The organism is Nonomuraea sp. NPDC050478, from assembly GCF_044458265.1.
Taxonomy (GTDB): domain Bacteria; phylum Actinomycetota; class Actinomycetes; order Streptosporangiales; family Streptosporangiaceae; genus Nonomuraea; species Nonomuraea ferruginea.
The window spans coordinates 1011012-1027752 of sequence record NZ_JBITHT010000004.1; the positions used below are offsets into that span (position 1 = coordinate 1011012).

General features: G+C 72.9%; 17 protein-coding genes. 7 read left to right on the plus strand and 10 right to left on the minus strand.

Annotated features, from left to right (window positions below; all coding sequences use genetic code 11):
• Positions 1–65: 65 nt before the first annotated feature.
• Together ACIBF7_RS24600 and ACIBF7_RS24605 are read right to left on the minus strand one after the other, a co-directional pair.
• Positions 66–1487, minus strand: a complete 1422-nt coding sequence (locus tag ACIBF7_RS24600) for a serine/threonine-protein kinase (RefSeq protein WP_397198239.1) — start codon at positions 1485–1487, stop codon at positions 66–68.
• Positions 1488–1507: 20 nt separating this feature from the next.
• Positions 1508–2071 carry a TetR/AcrR family transcriptional regulator gene (locus ACIBF7_RS24605; protein ID WP_397198240.1) on the minus strand — a complete coding sequence of 188 codons (564 nt, stop codon included), beginning with the start codon at positions 2069–2071 and terminating at the stop codon, positions 1508–1510.
• A 62-nt stretch (positions 2072–2133) separates the two neighbouring features.
• Here ACIBF7_RS24605 and ACIBF7_RS24610 point away from each other — a divergent pair, with 62 nt between their 5' ends.
• Positions 2134–2667, plus strand: coding sequence for a hypothetical protein (locus ACIBF7_RS24610; protein WP_397198241.1), 534 nt, complete (start codon positions 2134–2136; stop codon positions 2665–2667).
• Here the strand turns inward: ACIBF7_RS24610 and ACIBF7_RS24615 are convergent.
• On the minus strand, positions 2627–3091 hold the full coding sequence (locus tag ACIBF7_RS24615) for a MarR family winged helix-turn-helix transcriptional regulator (protein WP_397198242.1): 465 nt from the start codon (positions 3089–3091) through the stop codon (positions 2627–2629). The two genes, ACIBF7_RS24610 and ACIBF7_RS24615, sit on opposite strands and share 41 nt — an antisense overlap.
• A gap of 79 nt (positions 3092–3170) precedes the next feature.
• Between ACIBF7_RS24615 and ACIBF7_RS24620 the strand changes: the two genes are divergently transcribed.
• The 3 genes from ACIBF7_RS24620 to ACIBF7_RS24630 are packed head-to-tail and all read left to right on the plus strand — an operon-like array spanning position 3171 to position 4724.
• Positions 3171–3989 (plus strand): HipA family kinase, encoded by an 819-nt coding sequence (locus ACIBF7_RS24620; RefSeq protein ID WP_397198243.1) that lies wholly within the window; start codon positions 3171–3173, stop codon positions 3987–3989.
• Complete coding sequence (locus ACIBF7_RS24625) at positions 3986–4363, plus strand: DUF3037 domain-containing protein (RefSeq protein WP_271276037.1); 378 nt, start codon at positions 3986–3988, stop codon at positions 4361–4363. The genes ACIBF7_RS24620 and ACIBF7_RS24625 overlap by 4 nt, the downstream gene beginning before the upstream one ends.
• 58 nt (positions 4364–4421) lie before the next feature.
• Complete coding sequence (locus tag ACIBF7_RS24630; protein WP_397198244.1) at positions 4422–4724, plus strand: hypothetical protein; 303 nt, start codon at positions 4422–4424, stop codon at positions 4722–4724.
• Here ACIBF7_RS24630 and ACIBF7_RS24635 read toward each other — a convergent pair.
• The 3 genes from ACIBF7_RS24635 to ACIBF7_RS24645 all read right to left on the minus strand — a co-directional run bounded on the left by ACIBF7_RS24635 (position 4705) and on the right by ACIBF7_RS24645 (position 7925).
• Positions 4705–5547 carry a GNAT family N-acetyltransferase gene (locus ACIBF7_RS24635; protein WP_148034860.1) on the minus strand — a complete coding sequence of 281 codons (843 nt, stop codon included), beginning with the start codon at positions 5545–5547 and terminating at the stop codon, positions 4705–4707. The genes ACIBF7_RS24630 and ACIBF7_RS24635 overlap by 20 nt on opposite strands.
• Before the next feature lie 36 nt (positions 5548–5583).
• A complete protein-coding gene (locus tag ACIBF7_RS24640) occupies positions 5584–7185 on the minus strand; it encodes an alpha/beta hydrolase (RefSeq protein ID WP_397198246.1) in 1602 nt (533 codons plus the stop codon).
• Between the two features lie 122 nt (positions 7186–7307).
• Complete coding sequence (locus tag ACIBF7_RS24645) at positions 7308–7925, minus strand: hemerythrin domain-containing protein (protein ID WP_271276040.1); 618 nt, start codon at positions 7923–7925, stop codon at positions 7308–7310.
• Between the two features lie 124 nt (positions 7926–8049).
• Between ACIBF7_RS24645 and ACIBF7_RS24650 the strand changes: the two genes are divergently transcribed.
• Complete coding sequence (locus tag ACIBF7_RS24650) at positions 8050–8886, plus strand: MarR family winged helix-turn-helix transcriptional regulator (protein WP_148033699.1); 837 nt, start codon at positions 8050–8052, stop codon at positions 8884–8886.
• Positions 8887–8906: 20 nt separating this feature from the next.
• Here the strand turns inward: ACIBF7_RS24650 and ispG are convergent, their stop codons facing one another.
• Both ispG and dxr read right to left on the minus strand, forming a co-directional pair.
• Entirely contained in the window at positions 8907–10073 is a 1167-nt protein-coding gene (ispG, locus tag ACIBF7_RS24655; protein WP_219550183.1) for a flavodoxin-dependent (E)-4-hydroxy-3-methylbut-2-enyl-diphosphate synthase, read from the minus strand.
• 41 nt (positions 10074–10114) lie between these two features.
• Positions 10115–11305 (minus strand): 1-deoxy-D-xylulose-5-phosphate reductoisomerase, encoded by a 1191-nt coding sequence (dxr, locus tag ACIBF7_RS24660; protein WP_397198247.1) that lies wholly within the window; start codon positions 11303–11305, stop codon positions 10115–10117.
• A gap of 115 nt (positions 11306–11420) precedes the next feature.
• Here dxr and ACIBF7_RS24665 point away from each other — a divergent pair, with 115 nt between their 5' ends.
• Complete coding sequence (locus ACIBF7_RS24665) at positions 11421–12518, plus strand: trypsin-like serine peptidase (protein ID WP_397198248.1); 1098 nt, start codon at positions 11421–11423, stop codon at positions 12516–12518.
• A gap of 22 nt (positions 12519–12540) precedes the next feature.
• Here ACIBF7_RS24665 and ACIBF7_RS24670 read toward each other — a convergent pair whose 3' ends face one another.
• Positions 12541–13968 carry an aldehyde dehydrogenase family protein gene (locus ACIBF7_RS24670; protein ID WP_148033703.1) on the minus strand — a complete coding sequence of 476 codons (1428 nt, stop codon included), beginning with the start codon at positions 13966–13968 and terminating at the stop codon, positions 12541–12543.
• A 230-nt stretch (positions 13969–14198) separates the two neighbouring features.
• On the opposite strand from ACIBF7_RS24670, the gene ACIBF7_RS24675 reads away from it, so the two are divergent.
• Complete coding sequence (locus ACIBF7_RS24675) at positions 14199–14825, plus strand: TetR/AcrR family transcriptional regulator (protein ID WP_148033704.1); 627 nt, start codon at positions 14199–14201, stop codon at positions 14823–14825.
• A 7-nt stretch (positions 14826–14832) separates the two neighbouring features.
• On the opposite strand, the gene ACIBF7_RS24680 is transcribed toward ACIBF7_RS24675, so the two are convergent.
• Positions 14833–16671 (minus strand): PucR family transcriptional regulator ligand-binding domain-containing protein, encoded by a 1839-nt coding sequence (locus ACIBF7_RS24680; RefSeq protein ID WP_397198249.1) that lies wholly within the window; start codon positions 16669–16671, stop codon positions 14833–14835.
• Positions 16672–16741: the final 70 nt, after the last annotated feature.

Here is a 16741-nt window from a genome sequence, read left to right on the forward strand (position 1 = left end):
AAGCAGCCGGTGGCGGAGAGTCAACGGCGGCCGGGCCATCGCCACCTGACCGTGACCGTTCGAGGTCAGGACGACCGGGCGACCTTGCCCGAATACGTCACTTCTTCCTCACCCTGGCGGGTGACCGTGATGACCATCTGGCCACTGTCGCCGATCGGCCGCATCCGGAGCGTTCCCGGATGGCACGCGGTGCCGGCGACGTGCAGCAGCTCGTACACGAGGTCGCCGACGGGCCGCAGGATGCCGGAGCAGTGCAGATCGGCGCCCCACCGCATGCTGGACTCCCCGCCCTCATCGAGCCGGATGTCGACGGGGAACACCCGCCCGGCGCTGGGATGCGTCGCCGAACCGGTCCAGCGCCCCGCCCGGCCCTCACCCTGCGGCCAGAGCACGAACGCGGTCACCGCGCACGCCGCCACCAGCGCCCCGGCGACGACGGGCCACTTCGCTAATCGCCGCTTGACCGGCCGAGCCTGCCGAACGGGCGCGGCGGTGTCGACGAGCCGCGCGAGCGCCCGGCTCCCGGTGAGCTCGGGCCGGCCGGTCAGAGGCACCCGCCACGCCACGGTGGCCGGCCCGTCGGTGCCCGCGTCATCTGATGGAACGGGCCGCGTGCCACCGGGCGGCACGGGACCGGAGGCGGACCCGAGCGCGGCCATGGCGCCCGAGGTCAGCACGTCGCCGGTGGCGTCCTGGCCGAGCAGGCGCCGCAGCACCTCCTCCGCGTCCGGCCGGTCGCCGGGCTCGGGCGCCAGGCAGGCGTCGACGATCGCCCTGAGCGGCCCGGACAGCGTGCCCAGGGCCGGCTTCCCGTACAGGATGCGCGCCATGACCTCCTGGACCGTCGCCGCCGTGAACGCGTGGCGGCCCGTGGCGGTGAAGGCGACGGTCAGCGCCCACGCGTAGAGGTCGGCGGGCGGCCCCGCGGGCTCGCCCTTGATGCGCTCGGGGGCGAGGTACGAGGGCGTGCCGACGGGGATCTTGCCGGTGGTCGCGGTGCCGTCCATCAGCCGGGAGACGCCGAAGTCGATCACCCGCGGCCCGTCGAGGCTGAGCAGCACGTTGCCGGGCTTGAAGTCGCGGTGGACGACCCCGGCCCGGTGGATGGCGCCCAGGGCGGTGGCGGTGCCGATGGCCAGCCGGTGGAGCGAGCCGCCGGTGCGCGGCCCCTGCTCGGCGATGTGCTCGCGGAGCGAGACGCCGTCGACGTACTCGCTCACCAGGTAGGGCCGGTCGCCTTCGAGGTCGGCGTCGAGGAGCTGGGCGGTGCAGAAGGGCGCCACCCTGCGCACCGCCTCGACCTCGGCCAGGAACCGCCGCCGCACCGCCGGGTCGGCCGACAGGCTGGCGTGCAGCAGCTTGACCGCGACCTGCGCGCCCTGGCCGGTGTGGCCGAGGTAGACGACGCCCTGCCCGCCCTGGCCGAGCCGCGCCGAGAGCCGGTACGCGCCCAGCAGGCGCGGGTCATCGGCTCGGAGCTCGGACATAAGGCGTCATTATTGCAGGATCATGGAGGCCCGGACGGGTCGTTCCCGGTCAGCCCGAGCTCCGCCATGGCGAGACCGGCCAGGTCGTCGGGCATCTCCCGGATCGTCCCGATGCGCACGAGGGCGGCGACGCCGAGGTAACCACCGTAGGCGGCGAGCACCCGCCGGCGCGCCTCCTGCCGGGGCAGCCCGAGCTCGCGCAGTACGCCCTCCATGTAGGCGAGGCGCCGCTCGCTCACCCGGCGCGCCACCTCACCGACCAGCGGGTCGTCGGCCTCGCTGATCAGCCGGAACGCGATCGCGGCGTCCCGTCCCTCGCCGAACGCCCGCTCCAGCAGCACGCGCATGCGCTCCAGCGGGCCGGCGACGTCCTCCAGCCGGGCGATGACCCGCTCGGTCTGCGCCTCCCAGCGCCGAAGCGCGGCCTCCAGCAGCGCCCGCCGGTTGGCGAAGTGCCAGTAGAAGCTGCCCTTGGACACGCCCAGCCGGGCGGCCACCGGCTCCACGGCGACGGCGGCGACGCCGCCTTCCGCCAGCGCGGCCAGGGCCGCCTCCGCCCAGTCGTCCGCACTCAGTCGTCCCACCCGGCCAGCCTTCCATACGGTGGCGTATAGTCCGGACCATACGCAACCGTACGGAGGCTCCAGTGGTCACCAGCGCCGCCCGGCTCATCCCCCGGCCCGACATGTCCGAACGGCACACGATCCTGATCGACGCCTCCCGGGAGCGCGTGTGGGAGGCGCTCACCGGCATGAGCGCGGACGACGTCCCCCTGGCCAAGCCCCTCTTCGCCGCCCGGTCGCTGGTCTCCCGCCTGGTCCACGGCCGCACGCCGCAGCCCGGCCCCGGCTTCACCCCGCTGGTCGTGGACCCGGGCCGGGAGGTGGTGCTCGGCCTGATCGGCCAGTGGTGGCGGCTGGGCAGATCGCAGGACGTCCCGGTCGGCTCGCTTGAGACATTCGAGGCGTTCGACCGGCCCGGGTTCGCCAAGGGCACGTTCGCCTTCTCCTTGGCGGATGAAGGCGGCCGCATCCGGCTGACGACGGAGACGCGGGTGGTCGCCACCAGCCCCGACGCGCTGCGCGCCTTCCGCCCGTACTGGATCGTCATCCGGCCGGGCAGCGGGCTCATCCGCCGCCTCATCCTCTCGGCGGTGCGCTCCCGGGCTCTGCGGTCTTGAGGTTGTCCAGCATTCGCCGGAGCAGGCCGGCCATCTGAGCCATCTCCTCCCCCGAGAACCCGGCGAACACCCGCCGGCTGATCGTGCCGAATATCGGCGTCAGCTCCGGCACCAGCGCCTGGCCCTCGGGGGTGAGCTCGATGACGACGGACCTGCGGTCGCCGGGGTGCGGGGCCCGCCGCACCAGCCCTTTGGCCTGCAGCCGGTCCAGCAGCCTGGTCATGCCCGCGGTGTCGGTGCCCAGGTGGTGCTTGAGCTCACTGGGGGTGGCGTTGCCGGCGGCGGCGTTCCCCAGCAGGGCGGCCTGCTGCACGGTCAGGCCGTACGGCGCGAGCAGGCGTTCGGTCTCGGTGTTGAGCTCCCGCCCGACGAGGGCCAGCAGGGAGCCGCCACCCAGCACGAGAGCGATCGAGGCTTCGGTCATGCGCCGATGATAGCTGTTCGAACAGTTACTGTCGCAACAGCTATTTAGCCCGCGCTGCTCGGCGCGATAGGTTTTGCGGGTGCTGGAACAGGTTGTGGCGACGCGTTACGTGACGCCGCTGCGCGAGGGCGGGTCGTTGCCCGGGGTGGTCGAGGGCGACGACCTCGGCACCTACGTGGTCAAGTTCCGGGAGGCCGGCCAGGGCCGCAGAGTCCTGGTCGCCGAGATCATCGCCGGCGAGCTGGCCCGCCGCCTCGGTTTCCGCACCCCCGAGCTGAAGATCATCGACGTCGACCCGCAGCTCGGCGCCCGCGAGCCCGACGAGGAGGTGCAAGACCTGCTCAAGGCGAGCGCGGGCCGCAACCTGGCGGTCGACTTTTTGCCGGGCGCGCTCGGCTTCGAGCCGCTCGCCTGGGCCCCCGACCCTGCCTTCGCGGCCCGGCTGGTCTGGTTCGACGGCCTGATCCACAACCTCGACCGCACCTGGCGCAACCCCAACCTGCTGCTCTGGCACGGCGACAGCTGGCTGATCGACCACGGCGCGGCACTCTGGTTCCACCACAACTGGAAGACGGCCGACCCGCAGCGCCCGTTCGACGCCGGCGACCACGTGCTGGCCCCGTTCGTCGAGGGCGCCGAGAGCGTCGAGGAGGCGGCCGCCGCCCTGTCCGCGCCGATCACCCGCGAGCTGCTCCAGGAGGTGACGGCGCTGGTGCCCGACGAGTGGCTCGACGGCGAGCCGGGCTTCGCCTCACCAGGAGCCGTGCGCGAGGCGTACGTCGATCACCTGCTGCGGCGCGCGCACGGTCCCGGCCGGTGGCTGACCAGCGCGGCGCCGAAGGCGCAGCGGCCGGGCCCGGGGTCGGTCGGCGAGTTCTGGCGAGGTGGGCGCGGGTGAGCAGGGACGTCTACGAGTACGCCGCGATCAGGGTGGTGCCGCGGGTGGAGCGCGGCGAGCTGATCAACGCGGGCGTGCTGCTCTACTGCCAGCCGCGCGCCTACCTGTGCGCGCGGGTCGAGCTGGACGCGTCCCGCCTGCGCGCCCTCGACCCCGAGGCCGACGTGGCGCGGGTCGAGGAGGCGTTGAGCGCTTACGCGCTGGCCTGCGGCGACGAGGCGGGCCCGCTGTCGGCCGAGTCGCTGGGCGGCAGGTTCCGCTGGCTGACCGCGCCCCGCAGCACGATCGTGCAGACCGGCCCGGTCCACGCCGGGCTCACCGCCGACCCGGAAGCCGAGCTGACGCGCCTGTTCGACAAGCTCGTCCGGATCTGACCCCCGCCCGGCCCTTCCCGCAGGGGACGAACGTACGTAAATGACGTAAAATCCGGTCATGGCGGTGCGGCAACCCCGGCGGGTCGCCTGGGAGGCTGCCCGGATCTTCGTGCCCGCGGCCGCCACGGAAGTCTACTGGTGGCTCGGCGAGGCGGTCGGCCACTACCTCGGCGTCATGTACGAGCTCAAGCTGGCCGAGACCCGCCTGCGGCTGGCGGAGGAGCCGGGAGCGACGCCCCTGGAGATCATCACGTGGCGGATCAGCCTGGACGAGCTGCTCGACGAGCGGCCGGGCGAGCTGTCGATCCTCGCCCAGCTCGCCGAGGAGACCGCCGACCGGGTCAGAAGAGCACGGACATGAACGTGTCGACCTCGTGGAAGCCCACCCGGCGATAGACCGCCCTGGCCGAGTGGTTGAAGTCGTTCACGTACAGCGTCACCACGGGCGCGAAGCAGTCGAGCGCGGCCTCCACGATCGCGGCCATGCCCGACACCGCGTAGCCCCGCCCGCGCAGGTCGGGATGGACCCACACGCCCTGGATCTGGCAGGCGTGCGGGGTCACCGCGCCGATCTCGGCCTTGAACACCACCCGGCCGCCCTCGATCCGCGCGTACGACCGGCCGATGCGGATCAGCTCGGACACCCGCGTGCGGTAGAGCGCGCCGCCGTCGCCGAGGTTGGGCGAGACGCCCACCTCCTCGGTGAACATCGCCACGCAGGCCGGCAGCAGGATCTCGAACTCCTCCGGCCGCACCCGCCGCACCAGCGGGTCGGCGGGCACCGGCGGCCTGCGGGAGGTCGCCATGACCGGCTGCGCCCAGCGGATCGCGCGGGCCCGGCCCCAGTGCGGCTCCAGCCGCTCCCACAGCTGCCCCACCGCGTCGGCGGGACCCACGATCGAGGAGCAGCGGCGGCCCTGCTTGCGCGCGCGGTCGGCGAAGGCGTGCACCGCTTCGGGGCCCGCGTTGATCGGCACCAGGTTGGCGCCCGCGTAACAGAGGGACACGAGCGCGCCGCGCGGCCCGAAGCCCCACATCTGCCCGCCGAGCCGGGCCGGGTTGAGCCCCACGCTCCGCACCCGGGACGCGACGAAAACGTTCGCGACCGGGTCGGTGTCGAGCAGAGCGAGCACCTCGTCCCGGTCGCTGTCGTCGAGGACGCGCGACGCCGATGTACGCAGCATCACATGGTCAGACTACGCGAACGACCACGGAATAGCTCATCTGGCTAGCACGTCGGTGAGCCTTTCGTGACCTAGAGAGGAGCGGGACTTCATGCGGGCCTTCGGTCGCGGCTCCGGCTTGGCCGCGCACCGCGCCCCCTGGGCGGGTACGGTGCCGTCCTGCAGGTAGGCCACCAGGTGGCGATCCACGCACCGGTTGCCGGCGAACGAGATGCCGTGGTCGCCGCCCGTCTCGACCACCATGCGCGCGGTCGGGAACCTGCCGCGCATCGTGACCGCTCCCGCGTACGGGGTGGCGGCGTCGTCGCGCGACTGGAGCATGAGGATCGGCGGGAGCCGCCACGAGCCGCGCACCTTGACCGGCTCCCCGCCGCGCACCGGCCAGAACGCGCACGGCGCGTTGAACCAGGCGTTCGGCCAGGTGAGGAACGGCGCCTCCTGGTGCAGCCTGGTCATGTCGCGGCGCCAGGTGTTCCAGTCGCGCGGCCAACGCGAGTCGCGGCACTGGACGGCGAGGTAGACGGCGTAGCCGTTCTCGTCGTCCGCGTCGTTCTTGCCGTGCTTCTCCCAGGCGGCGACCAGCGGCTTCGGGTCGCCCTCGCGGACGTACGCGGACCAGGCGGCGATCAGCTCGGGCCAGACCCTCTCGCTGTAGCCGGCGATCGTGAAGGTGTCGTCCAGCTCGCTCGGGCCGACCACGCCGCCCGCAGGCTGCTCCGCCAGCCGGGAGCGCATCGCGTACCAGGCGAACCTGGTCTGCCTGGCGGTGCGGCCGAGCTGGTAGGTCCGGTTGTGGCGGGCCGTCCACGCCATGAGCGCGCGGTGACGCTTCTCGAAGGCGCGGTTCTGCGTCAGGTTGCTCCGGTACCACTCGCCGTCGGGCTCCACCACGCTGTCCAGCACCAGCCGCTTGACCCGCTGCGGGAACAGGGTGGCGTAGACGGCGCCGATGTAGGTGCCGTAGGAGTAGCCGAGGTAGCTGATGCGCTGCTCGCCGAGCGCGGCGCGGATCCGGTCGAGGTCCCTGGCGACGTTCTCCGTGTTCATGTGCGGCAGCAGCCACGACCAGGCGCTGCCGCACCGGTTGGCGTAGTCGGCGGCCCGGCTGAGCAAGGTGTTCTCGTCGGCGCGATCGACCGGCACCGAGTCGGGACGGGGCGGCCGGTGGTAGACCTCGGGGTCGACGCACCGCATCGCCGGCTGGCTGGCGCCCACCCCGCGGGGGTCGAAGCCGACGACGTCGTAGCGGTCGCGCAGCTCGCGCGGCAGCGCCGCGGCCACGTACACGGCCAGGTCGCGGCCGGACGCGCCGGGGCCGCCCGGGTTGACCACCAGGGTGCCGAGATGGTTGCCGTCACGGGGCTCCTTGGCCTTGATCCGGTTGACGGACAGCCTGATGGCGTGCCCCAACGGCTCCCGGTAGTCGAGCGGCACCCGTACGGTGCCGCACTGGGTGCCGAGGCTCTCCGCCAACGTGGTGAGCTTCTTCTCGCCCTTCTTCGGGCAGGCGCCCCACGTGACCCGCGCCGGCGGGGTCTCCGGCTTCGCCTCGGCGCCCACGCTCGCCGGCGCCACGCACACGCCCAGCATGGCCATGCCGCCCACCATGCCGCCCACCAGTGTCACGAACCGCTTCATCCGGCTCCTCCCCCATTCCATAGGCGAGGAATACTGCCGTACGTAGCGACTCGGTGACGGACGGTATGGAGAATTGCTTGCCATTCCGTGATGCCGCCCTGGTCTCCGGCGCGGGGTCCTCGTCAGTAGAGGTTCAGACGGTCGTAGGCGGGGCGCCACTCGTCGCGGTACGCCTCCCGGAGGGCGGCGGGCATGCCGTCGAGGATGGCCGCCACCACCCGGGGGTCCTTGTCGTCGAGCAGCCAGGGCAGATAGGTCGGGGCGTCGCCCCCGATGCGCTCGCGGTGGGTCTGGCCGAACCGGCTCCACTGCTCCTCGCCGAGTGTGGCATCGATGAGCGCGAGCCCTTCGGACTCCTCGTGCCGCAGATGCCCGCCCAGACCGGTGACCAGGGCGTCGACCAGGCCGCCGAGCCGCTCGGCGCCGCTCTCGCGGTCGGCGAGAGCGGCGTCCACGCCGTCCAGCAGCGGGTCGATGGCGGCGTGCTCGTCCTCCATCGCGTCGAGCAGCGCCAGACCGTCGGCGCTCACGGCGTCGCGCATCGCGGGCCAGAGCGCGACGTCCTCGGACGTGTGGTGCACCCGCAGGAACTTCTTGAACAGCTCCCATCCGACGGCGGCCCGCAGGATCCGCCGCGGGTCGTCGCCGGTCTTGGCGGCGACGCGGGCGACGCGCTCCAGCTCGCGCCGGAGCGCGTCGTGCATCGCGAGCATCATCGACATGTCCAGCCGGTAGGTCATGGCTGCCTCCTCGTTCAGGTGTCAACCACGCTAACCGTCACTATGGCCAATCGTCAACATGCCAACTATTTGTGCGCTTAACCATCAGCTCCATGGGTAAGCTGCCTTGCCGGAGGTGTGCCGCATGCAGGACAGGACGCTCGCGGAAACCCTGAGCAGGTCTCCAGGGAGGCTGCTGCGCCGGGTCTACGCCCGCTTCACCGCGGAGGCGCTGAGCGACGACCCGCGCTCGCGCGACTTCGTGGTCCTCGACACCCTCGCCGACCAGGACGCCGACTCCCAGCTCGAACTGGCCGAGCGGCTCGGCATCAACCGGACGATCATGGTACGGCTGGTCGACAGGCTCCAGCAGGCCGGGTACGTCACCCGTACCCGCAACCCCGCCAACCGGCGCTCCTACGTGCTGTCGATCACCGAGGAGGGCCGCAAGGCACGCGACGCCATGCGCGAGGCGGTCGCCGAGCGGGACGCCCGCGTCACCGCGTCACTGACCCCCGGCGAACGCGAGCGGCTCAACGAGCTGCTCAGCCTGCTGCTGCCCGAGCCGGAGCCGCTCCGGACCACCGCCTACCTGGTGGCGCAGGCGCACTACCGGCTGCGCCGCATGGGCGACGCGCTCCTGGCCGGCTCGGGCCTGCGCACCCGCCACTTCGGCAGCCTGGCCGCCCTGGAGACCCTGACCCCGTGCGCCCAGCAGCAGCTCGCCCGCCGCCTGGACATCACCGAGCCGGCCGCCGCGCAGATCGTCGACGAGTTGGTGCGCCTCGGGCTGGTCGCCCGCGGTCAGGACCCCGCCGACCGCCGCCGCTACGCGCTGGAACTGACCCCCCTCGGCAGGCAGCGCCTCACCACCGTCCGCGAAGCCGCCGAACACCTGCAGGCGGAGATCCTGTCTCTCCTGGGCCCCGAGGCCGAGCACGAGCTCCGTGTCCTCCTCACCAAGCTCCTCCCGGACCCCTGAGAGTCGCGGGAGGCACGGGGTCAGCGCACGACGACCTCGGGCCCGGAGGCGTCGTCGTCGAGGTCGACCGCCACGCCCATCTCCTCGGCCAGGCGGAGGGCCTCCTCGATGAGGGTCTCGACGATCTGCGACTCCGGCACGGTCTTGATGACCTCGCCCTTGACGAAGATCTGGCCCTTGCCGTTGCCCGAGGCCACCCCCAGGTCGGCCTCACGCGCCTCGCCTGGGCCGTTGACGACGCAGCCCATCACGGCCACCCGCAGCGGCACCTTGAGCCCTTCGAGCCCGGCCTGGACCTGGTCGGCCAGCGTGTAGACGTCGACCTGGGCGCGCCCGCACGACGGGCAGGACACGATCTCCAGCCCTCGCTCGCGCAGCCCGAGCGACTCCAGGATGGCGGTGCCGACCTTGACCTCCTCCACCGGAGGCGCCGACAGTGACACCCGGATGGTGTCGCCGATCCCCTCGGCCAGCAGCGCGCCGAACGCCACCGCCGACTTGACGGTGCCCTGGAAGGCCGGGCCGGCCTCGGTGACGCCGAGGTGGAGCGGGTAGTCGCACTGGGCCGCGAGCAGCCGGTAGGCGTTGATCATGACGACCGGGTCGTTGTGCTTGACCGAGATCTTGATGTCGCGGAAGCCGTGCTCCTCGAAGAGCGAGCACTCCCACAGCGCCGACTCGACCAGCGCCTCGGGCGTGGCCTTGCCGTACTTCTGCAGCAGCCGCGGATCGAGCGACCCGGCGTTGACCCCGATGCGGATCGGCACGCCGTGCTCGGCGGCGGCCTTGGCGATCTCGCCCACCTTGTCGTCGAACTTCTTGATGTTGCCCGGGTTGACCCGCACCGCCGCGCAGCCCGCCTCGATGGCGGCGAAGACGTACTTCGGCTGGAAGTGGATGTCGGCGATGACCGGGATCTGCGACTTCTTCGCGATGATCGGCAGCGCCTCCGCGTCGTCCTGGGACGGCACGGCCACCCGGACGATCTGGCAGCCGGACGCGGTGAGCTCGGCGATCTGCTGCAGGGTGGCGTTGACGTCGGCGGTGACGGTGGTGGTCATCGACTGCACGGAGACGGGCGCGTCACCGCCCACGGGCACGCCGCCGACCATGATCTGGCGGGAGTGTCGGCGTTCGGCGAGCGGCTTGGGACGGACCGTGGGGATGCCGAGTGCTACAGGAGACATTTCAACCCTTGTGTGTCGACGACGCTTCCCAGTCTAGGGAGCTAGCGGGACTGCCCGGCTGTGAGCTCCGCCGCACGGGCGCGGGCCCACGCGTCGGCGGCGAGCACCTCCTCGACGGAGCCGGCCGGGGTGACCTGATGTTCTTCGACGACCTTGGCGACCGTGTCGACGATGCCGAGGAACGGCAGCCCGCCCTTGACGAACGCCTCCACGCACACCTCGTTGGCCGCGTTGTAGACGGCCGGGGCGGTGCCGCCCGCCGAGCCGACGTGGCGGGCCAGCGCGACCGCCGGGAAGGCGGCGTCGTCGAGCGGCTCGAAGGTCCAGGTGTGGGCCCTGGTCCAGTCGACCGGCGGGGTGGCCGCGGGGACGCGCTCGGGGTGGCCGAGCGCCAGGGCGATGGGCAGCCGCATGTCGGGCGGGCTCGCCTGGGCGATGGTCGAGCCGTCGACGTACTCCACCATCGAGTGGATGATCGACTGCGGGTGGACCACGACCTCGATCCGGTCGAAGCCGAGGTCGAACAGCAGGTGGGCCTCGATCACCTCCAGGCCCTTGTTGACCAGGGTGGCCGAGTTGATGGTGATCACCGGGCCCATGGACCAGGTGGGGTGGGCCAGCGCCATCTCCGGCGTCACGCCGGTCATCTCGGCGCGGGTGCGGCCGCGGAACGGGCCGCCGCTGGCGGTGACGACCAGCCGCTTGACCGCGCCAGGATCGTGGCCCCGCGGACCCGACGCCCACAGGCACTGCTGCAGCGCCGAGTGCTCGGAGTCGACCGGCACGAGCTGACCTGGCCTGGCCAGGCGCTTGACCAGCGGCCCGCCGACGATCAGGGACTCCTTGTTGGCCAGCGCGAGCATCCGCCCGGCCTCCAGGGCCACCAGCGTGGAGGTCAGGCCGAGCGCGCCGGTGATGGCGTTGAGCACGGTGTCGCACGGCCGGCCGGCCACCTCGGCGACCCCGTCGGCGCCGGCGAGCACCTCGGGGCTCGCCCCGAGCGCGGCCAGCGCCTCGCGCAGCGCGGGCACCGCGGCGGGATCGGCGACGGCGACGACCTCGGCCCCGGACTCGGCCGCCTGGCGGGCGAGCAGGTCGGCCCTGCCGCCCCCGGCGGCGAGGCCGGCGACCCTGAACCGGTCGGGGTTGGCGGCGATCACGTCGAGGGCCTGGGTGCCGACGGAGCCGGTGGATCCGAGGACGGTGACGGAGCGGAGGGTCGGTGCGCGCACCCGTCCATTGTCCCCCGACACCGCACGTGCCCGCGCACAGAACCCGCGACCCGCCATGAGGAATTTCACGGAAAGTAGCCGCAAGGACACATCTCGTGGTGCACACTCGGTGGGCATGACCCTGAGCACCCCCTTGCTCGCGGCGGCGCCCCTCGTCGCGGGCCTGCTGGGCCCCGCCCTCGTCGGGGCAACTCCCGAGCGACACTCGAGCGTCGTCCCGCCGCCGCCCGCGGCGGCCACCCGCCTGCCCGAGGCCCAGGCGCCCGCCGACGTCGTCGAGCACATCGCGGCCCGCGGCGCGGCCGACCACCTGCGCGTGCTCTCCTACTGGACCCCCGACCGCATGGACAACGCCCTGCCCATCGACCTGCCCGGTCTGGTCACCGAGGGCGGCCTGCTGAGCGGCCTCACCGGCGGCACCGGCCTCGGCGTCGCCCCCGGGGTCACCGGCGGCGACGTCCGCCTGGTCCCGCCCCGGCATGGCACGCGGGCCGAGGCCCGCCACCAGTCGGCCCGCCCGCTGGCCCAGACCTCCGGTTCCCGCTGGGCGGTCGGGGGCGCGGTGGCCAGGACCACCGGCCGCGTCTTCCTCACCATGAACGGCGTCGACTTCGTCTGCTCGGCCAGCACCGTGCGCAGCCGCAACCGCGACGTCGTGGTCACCGCCGGCCACTGCGTCAAGGACGGCTCCGGCGCCTGGGCCAAGAACTGGACGTTCGTCCCCGGTTACGGCACGAACGGCGCCAAGCCGTACGGGCAGTGGACCGCGCGCCGCATGTTCGTGGCCGGGCCCTGGTCGCGGGGCTCCGACGACAGCTACGACGTGGGCATGGTGGCGCTGGCCCCCTCACGCGGCCGGCACGTCGCCGACGTGGTGGGCGTCCAGGACATCGCCTTCAACGCCCCGCGCGGCGGCCACGCGATCGGCTTCGGCTACCCTGCCGACCCGCCCTACGACGGCCGGCACCTGGTCTACTGCGCCGGCCGCCTGCGTGACGACCCCTACGGAGACACCCACGACCAGGGGCTCGGCTGCGACATGACGGCGGGCTCCAGCGGCGGCCCGTGGCTGACGCGCTTCGACACGTCCACCGGCAGGGGCACGATCACGTCCGTGAGCAGCTTCAAGTACAGCGACGACCGCCGCACCATGTACGGCCCCATCCTGGGCGAGCCCGCCAGGAAGCTCTTCCATACCGCGGAGCGCGCCTGAAGGCCGGGCCCGCGCCCGTCTGTCAGAGGCTGAGCCCCGTCAGCACCATGACCTTCTCGTACGTGAGATCCTCCATGGCCGCGCGCAGGCCCTCGCGCCCGACGCCGGAGTCCTTCACCCCGCCGTACGGCATCTGGTCGGCTCGGTAGGACGGCACGTCGCCGATGATCACGCCGCCGACCTCGAGCTCGCGGTTGGCCCGGAACGCCGTGTCCAGCGACCTGGTGAACACCCCGGCCTGCAGCCCGTACGCGGAGTCGTTGACCGCGGCGAAGGCCTCGTCCACCGAGTCGACCGGCTGCAGCACCATGACGGGGCCGAACACCTCCTCGCGGCAGACCTTGGCGTCGGCGGGGACGTCGGCGAGCACCGTGGGCGCGAACGTGGCGCCCACGCGGGTGCCGCCCGCCAGCACGCGGGCGCCGCCCTCGACGGCCTCGCGCACCCACTCCTCGACCCGCTCCGCGGCGGCCTCGGAGACCAGCGGCCCCACCTGGGTCTTCTCATCGGCCGGGTCGCCGACGACGAGCCCGGCGACAGCGGGGAGCAGCCGCGCCACGAAGTCGTCGTACACCGGCCGCTCGACGATCACCCGCTGCACGGCGATGCAGCTCTGGCCTGCCTGGTAGTTGGAGAACAGCGCGACGCGCCGGGCCGCCCAGTCGAGGTCGGCGTCGGCCAGCACCACGGCGGCGGCGTTGCCGCCCAGCTCCAGCGTGACGTGCTTGCGCGGCACCTGGTCGGCGATGGCGTAGCCGACGGGGGCGGAGCCGGTGAACGACACCACCGGCAGCCTCGGGTCCAGCACCAGGCCGGAGGCCCGCTCGTTGGCGACCGGCAGCACCGAGAACATGCCCGCGGGCAGCTCGGTCTCGGCCAGGATCTCGCCCAGCACCAGCGACGACAGCGGCGTGGCCGGGGCGGGCTTGACCACCACGGGGGCGCCGACGGCGATGGCCGGGGCGACCTTGTGCGCGACCAGGTTGAGCGGGAAGTTGAACGGCGTGATCGCCAGCACCGGACCGTACGGGACGCGGGACACGTAGGCCATCCGGCCGGCGGCGGCGGGCTCGGTGTCGAGCCGCTGCACCTCGCCCGACCAGCGCCGGGTCTCCTCGGCGGCGAAGCGGAAGGTGGAGACGGCGCGGCTCACCTCGCCGCGCGCCCAGAAAATCGGCTTGCCGTTCTCGGCCGTGATCAGGTGGGCGATCTCGTCGGACCTTTCGGCCAGTCGCCGGGAGACGTGGGCGAGCGCCTCCGCGCGCACGTGGATCGGCAGCGCGGCGGCTTCGCGCGCGACCGCCTTGGCGGCGGCGACGGCCTCCTCCACCTGGGCATCTGTCGGCACGGAGACCCGGCCGACCTCGCGACCGTCGTCGGGATTGGTCACGGTGAGCTCGGCGTCGCCTGTGGCGGGGCGGCCTGCGAGCCAGAAGGTACGCACGTCCATGCCTCCGACGTTATGCCAAGCCCCGCGCGGGGGAATTGCACCAGGGTGCACAAGACCGCCGGGCGGCTTCTGCCGTCATGTACAACCTGGTGGTATACCCGGCTTGTAACAGAAGTAGGCCTAATTCGGGATGTTTAGCATGCGAAGCGGTTTGAACGATCTCCGCCATGGCTAAGTCATCGATGCGGGTCTCCCAGAGCGGCGGGCCCTCGGCAGAAAGGCGTGGGCCCATGACCTCCTCGGCGCCGCTTGGGCTTCAGGGCGCCTACTTGCAGGGCGAGCGGGCCAACCATGACGAGCTCCGTTCCAGGCTGCTCGACGTCGCGGTCAACGTCCTGGTGGCCGACGGGCCCGACAGCCTGACGATCCGCCGGATCGCCACCGAGGCCGCCTGCACGACCACCGTCGTCTACACGATGTTCGGCAACCGTGAAGGCCTGGCCGAGGCGCTCTACCTCGAAGGCTTCGAGCGCTTCCGCCGCCTGCTGGAGCGGGTGCCGCAGCGCCGCGACCCCTTCGAGTACCTGAACGCGCTCGTCCCCGCCTACCGCCAGGCGTGCCTGGCCGAGCCCGGCTACTACAGCCTCATGTTCGAACGGGCGATCCCCGGCTTCGAGCCCAGCGAGCGCGCCAGGACCCTCGCCAGGGCGGCGCTCAACATCCTCGACCGGGTGATCTCCGACTGCATCTCCGCCGGCTACCTCGGCCCCACCCAGCCACGCAAGATCGCCGACGCCCTGTGGGCGGCCGCCCAGGGCGCGATCAGCCTGGAGCGCTCGGGTCACCTCCGCGACGCGACCAGCTACGAAGCCGTCACCCAGGCGACGATCGCCTACTACGCGGCCGACAAGGACTGACAGCCACTCAGGGGTGCGCCGCGCCGTTCGAGGACCTGCCGCCGGCCGCCTGCAGCGCGAACCAGAGCTCGGCCCGCACCCCCGGGTCGTCCAGGTCGCGCCCGAGCAGCTCGGCGACGCGCCGCATCCGATAGCGCAGCGTGTGCCGGTGCACGCCCAGCCGCTGCGCGGCCGCGTCCCAGTGACCGTTGCTCTCCAGGTACGCGCGCAGCGACTCCACCAGATCGGCCCGCGACCCGTACGCGGCGAGCGGCGCCAGCAGCGCGGCGGCGAACGCCCCCGCCGCCTCCGGCTCGACCAGCGCCATCAGCCCCTGCCCGGCCAGCTCGCCGAACCTGAGCACCTGCCCCCCGGCGTGCTCGTAGGCCTGCCGCGCCTGCTCCACCCCCGCCCGCAACTCCCGGTACGAACACGGCCCCCCGATCCCGACACCCCCACCGGCCGCCCGGACGACCTCCCCCTCCGACCCTTCTTCCACAAGCACCACCACGACACCTCCCCCACTCCCCCGCCCGGAGACCGCCGCCCTTTCACCGCCACCCCGCACGGAGGCGTCGCGCCTCTCTTCGGACGGGAGGGAACGCGCCCCTGATCCATCACGCCGCCCCTCACCCGAGCCGGGGTGCCGACCGGCCCCTGCGGCCCTTTGCCCCACGGACGCCCGCACCCCGGGCACATCACGCCGCCCGGACGCGGCCACGTCCCGTCCACCGCTCTCCCCCACAACCGGCCGCTCACCCCGTGAGGTGTCGCGCCGATCATCCGGCCCGGAAGCAGCATCCTGCCCCTCATCCGAAACCCGCAGGCCCCCCGCCGGAGCACGGCCCGGCCCGTCGCCTTTTGAGGTGCCGCGCCGATCGTCCGGGGTGGGGAGGCGGGCGGTGAAGGCGAGGGGTTCCAGGGGTTCCAAGGATTCCTCGCCGACGGCCAGGACCACGAAGGGCTCGCCGGGAAGAGCCGGACCGAGGGGCCCGAGGACCGTACGGGCTTCCGGCAAGGCCGACGGCCGCTCGGACAGCAGCAGCCGCAGCACCGCGTCCCGGACCCGGCGCTCGCCTTCGAGGTGGGCCCGCCCCTGCTCCAGGGCCAGCGTGAGCAGCGACCCGGCGGCGTTGACGACGGTGTGGGAGACGGGGGTGAAGGCCCGCGCGGTCCCGACGGCGAAGAACCCGCGGGGCCGCGGCCCGCCGCCCACCGGCTGCACCACGACGTTCTCGCCGGGCCACGCCAGCGCCAGCGTGGCGGGCGCCCGCTCCGCCTCGCCGTCCTTGCGGGCCGCCGCGGGCCCCCGGCCGCCGCGCAGCCGCCTGATCTCGGCCGCCACCGTCCGGACCTTGGCGCCCCGCGTGGCGTGCAGCGGCTCGCCGGCGTCGTCGAACAGCGCCGCCCACCCGCCCAGCTCCTTGGCCAGCCGGTCGATGACCGCGTGGGTGCCGTCGGGGTGGAGCGCGGCGCGGGTCAGCCGGCCCTGGGCGGCGAAGGCGCGGGTGACCTCCTCGTACTGCTCGGCCGCCAGCAGTTCGCTGACCACCTTGGTGACCGCGATGAACGGCGTCTCCCTGGGCACCTCCAGCAGCGGCAGCCCCGCCGCGCCGGCCGCCTCGACCAGAGCCGGCGGCACCTCGTCGTGGGTGAGCCCGACCGCGACGCCCAGCCCGGCCACCCCACGCGCCATCAGCCGCCCGACATATCCGGCGAAGTCGTGGGTCAGCCGCATCCCGGTGGTGAGCACCAGCTCGCCGCCCTCCAGGAACGGCGTGGGATCCTCCAACTCGCTGACGGCGACCCAGCGCACGTCGCGGTCGGGCGGTCCGGCGAGCAGGCGGAGCCCGGTCCGACGGGCCACGACCTGCAACGATGGTGCCATCCGAATTTTTATCCATTCAGGCGAGACAAGCACCTTCAGTGTGACATAT

Excerpts from the sequence above, each read along its gene's own strand:
- ACIBF7_RS24600 (WP_397198239.1), bottom strand. The coding sequence starts at position 1,487 with ATGTCCGAGCTCCGAGCCGATGACCCGCGCCTGCTGGGCGCGTACCGG.
- ACIBF7_RS24615 (WP_397198242.1), bottom strand. The coding sequence starts at position 3,091 with ATGACCGAAGCCTCGATCGCTCTCGTGCTGGGTGGCGGCTCCCTGCTG.
- ACIBF7_RS24630 (WP_397198244.1), top strand. The coding sequence starts at position 4,422 with ATGGCGGTGCGGCAACCCCGGCGGGTCGCCTGGGAGGCTGCCCGGATC.
- ACIBF7_RS24635 (WP_148034860.1), bottom strand. The coding sequence starts at position 5,547 with ATGCTGCGTACATCGGCGTCGCGCGTCCTCGACGACAGCGACCGGGAC.
- ACIBF7_RS24640 (WP_397198246.1), bottom strand. The coding sequence starts at position 7,185 with ATGAAGCGGTTCGTGACACTGGTGGGCGGCATGGTGGGCGGCATGGCC.
- ACIBF7_RS24645 (WP_271276040.1), bottom strand. The coding sequence starts at position 7,925 with ATGACCTACCGGCTGGACATGTCGATGATGCTCGCGATGCACGACGCG.
- ACIBF7_RS24650 (WP_148033699.1), top strand. The coding sequence starts at position 8,050 with ATGCAGGACAGGACGCTCGCGGAAACCCTGAGCAGGTCTCCAGGGAGG.
- ispG (WP_219550183.1), bottom strand. The coding sequence starts at position 10,073 with ATGTCTCCTGTAGCACTCGGCATCCCCACGGTCCGTCCCAAGCCGCTC.
- ACIBF7_RS24665 (WP_397198248.1), top strand. The coding sequence starts at position 11,421 with ATGACCCTGAGCACCCCCTTGCTCGCGGCGGCGCCCCTCGTCGCGGGC.
- ACIBF7_RS24670 (WP_148033703.1), bottom strand. The coding sequence starts at position 13,968 with ATGGACGTGCGTACCTTCTGGCTCGCAGGCCGCCCCGCCACAGGCGAC.
- ACIBF7_RS24675 (WP_148033704.1), top strand. The coding sequence starts at position 14,199 with ATGACCTCCTCGGCGCCGCTTGGGCTTCAGGGCGCCTACTTGCAGGGC.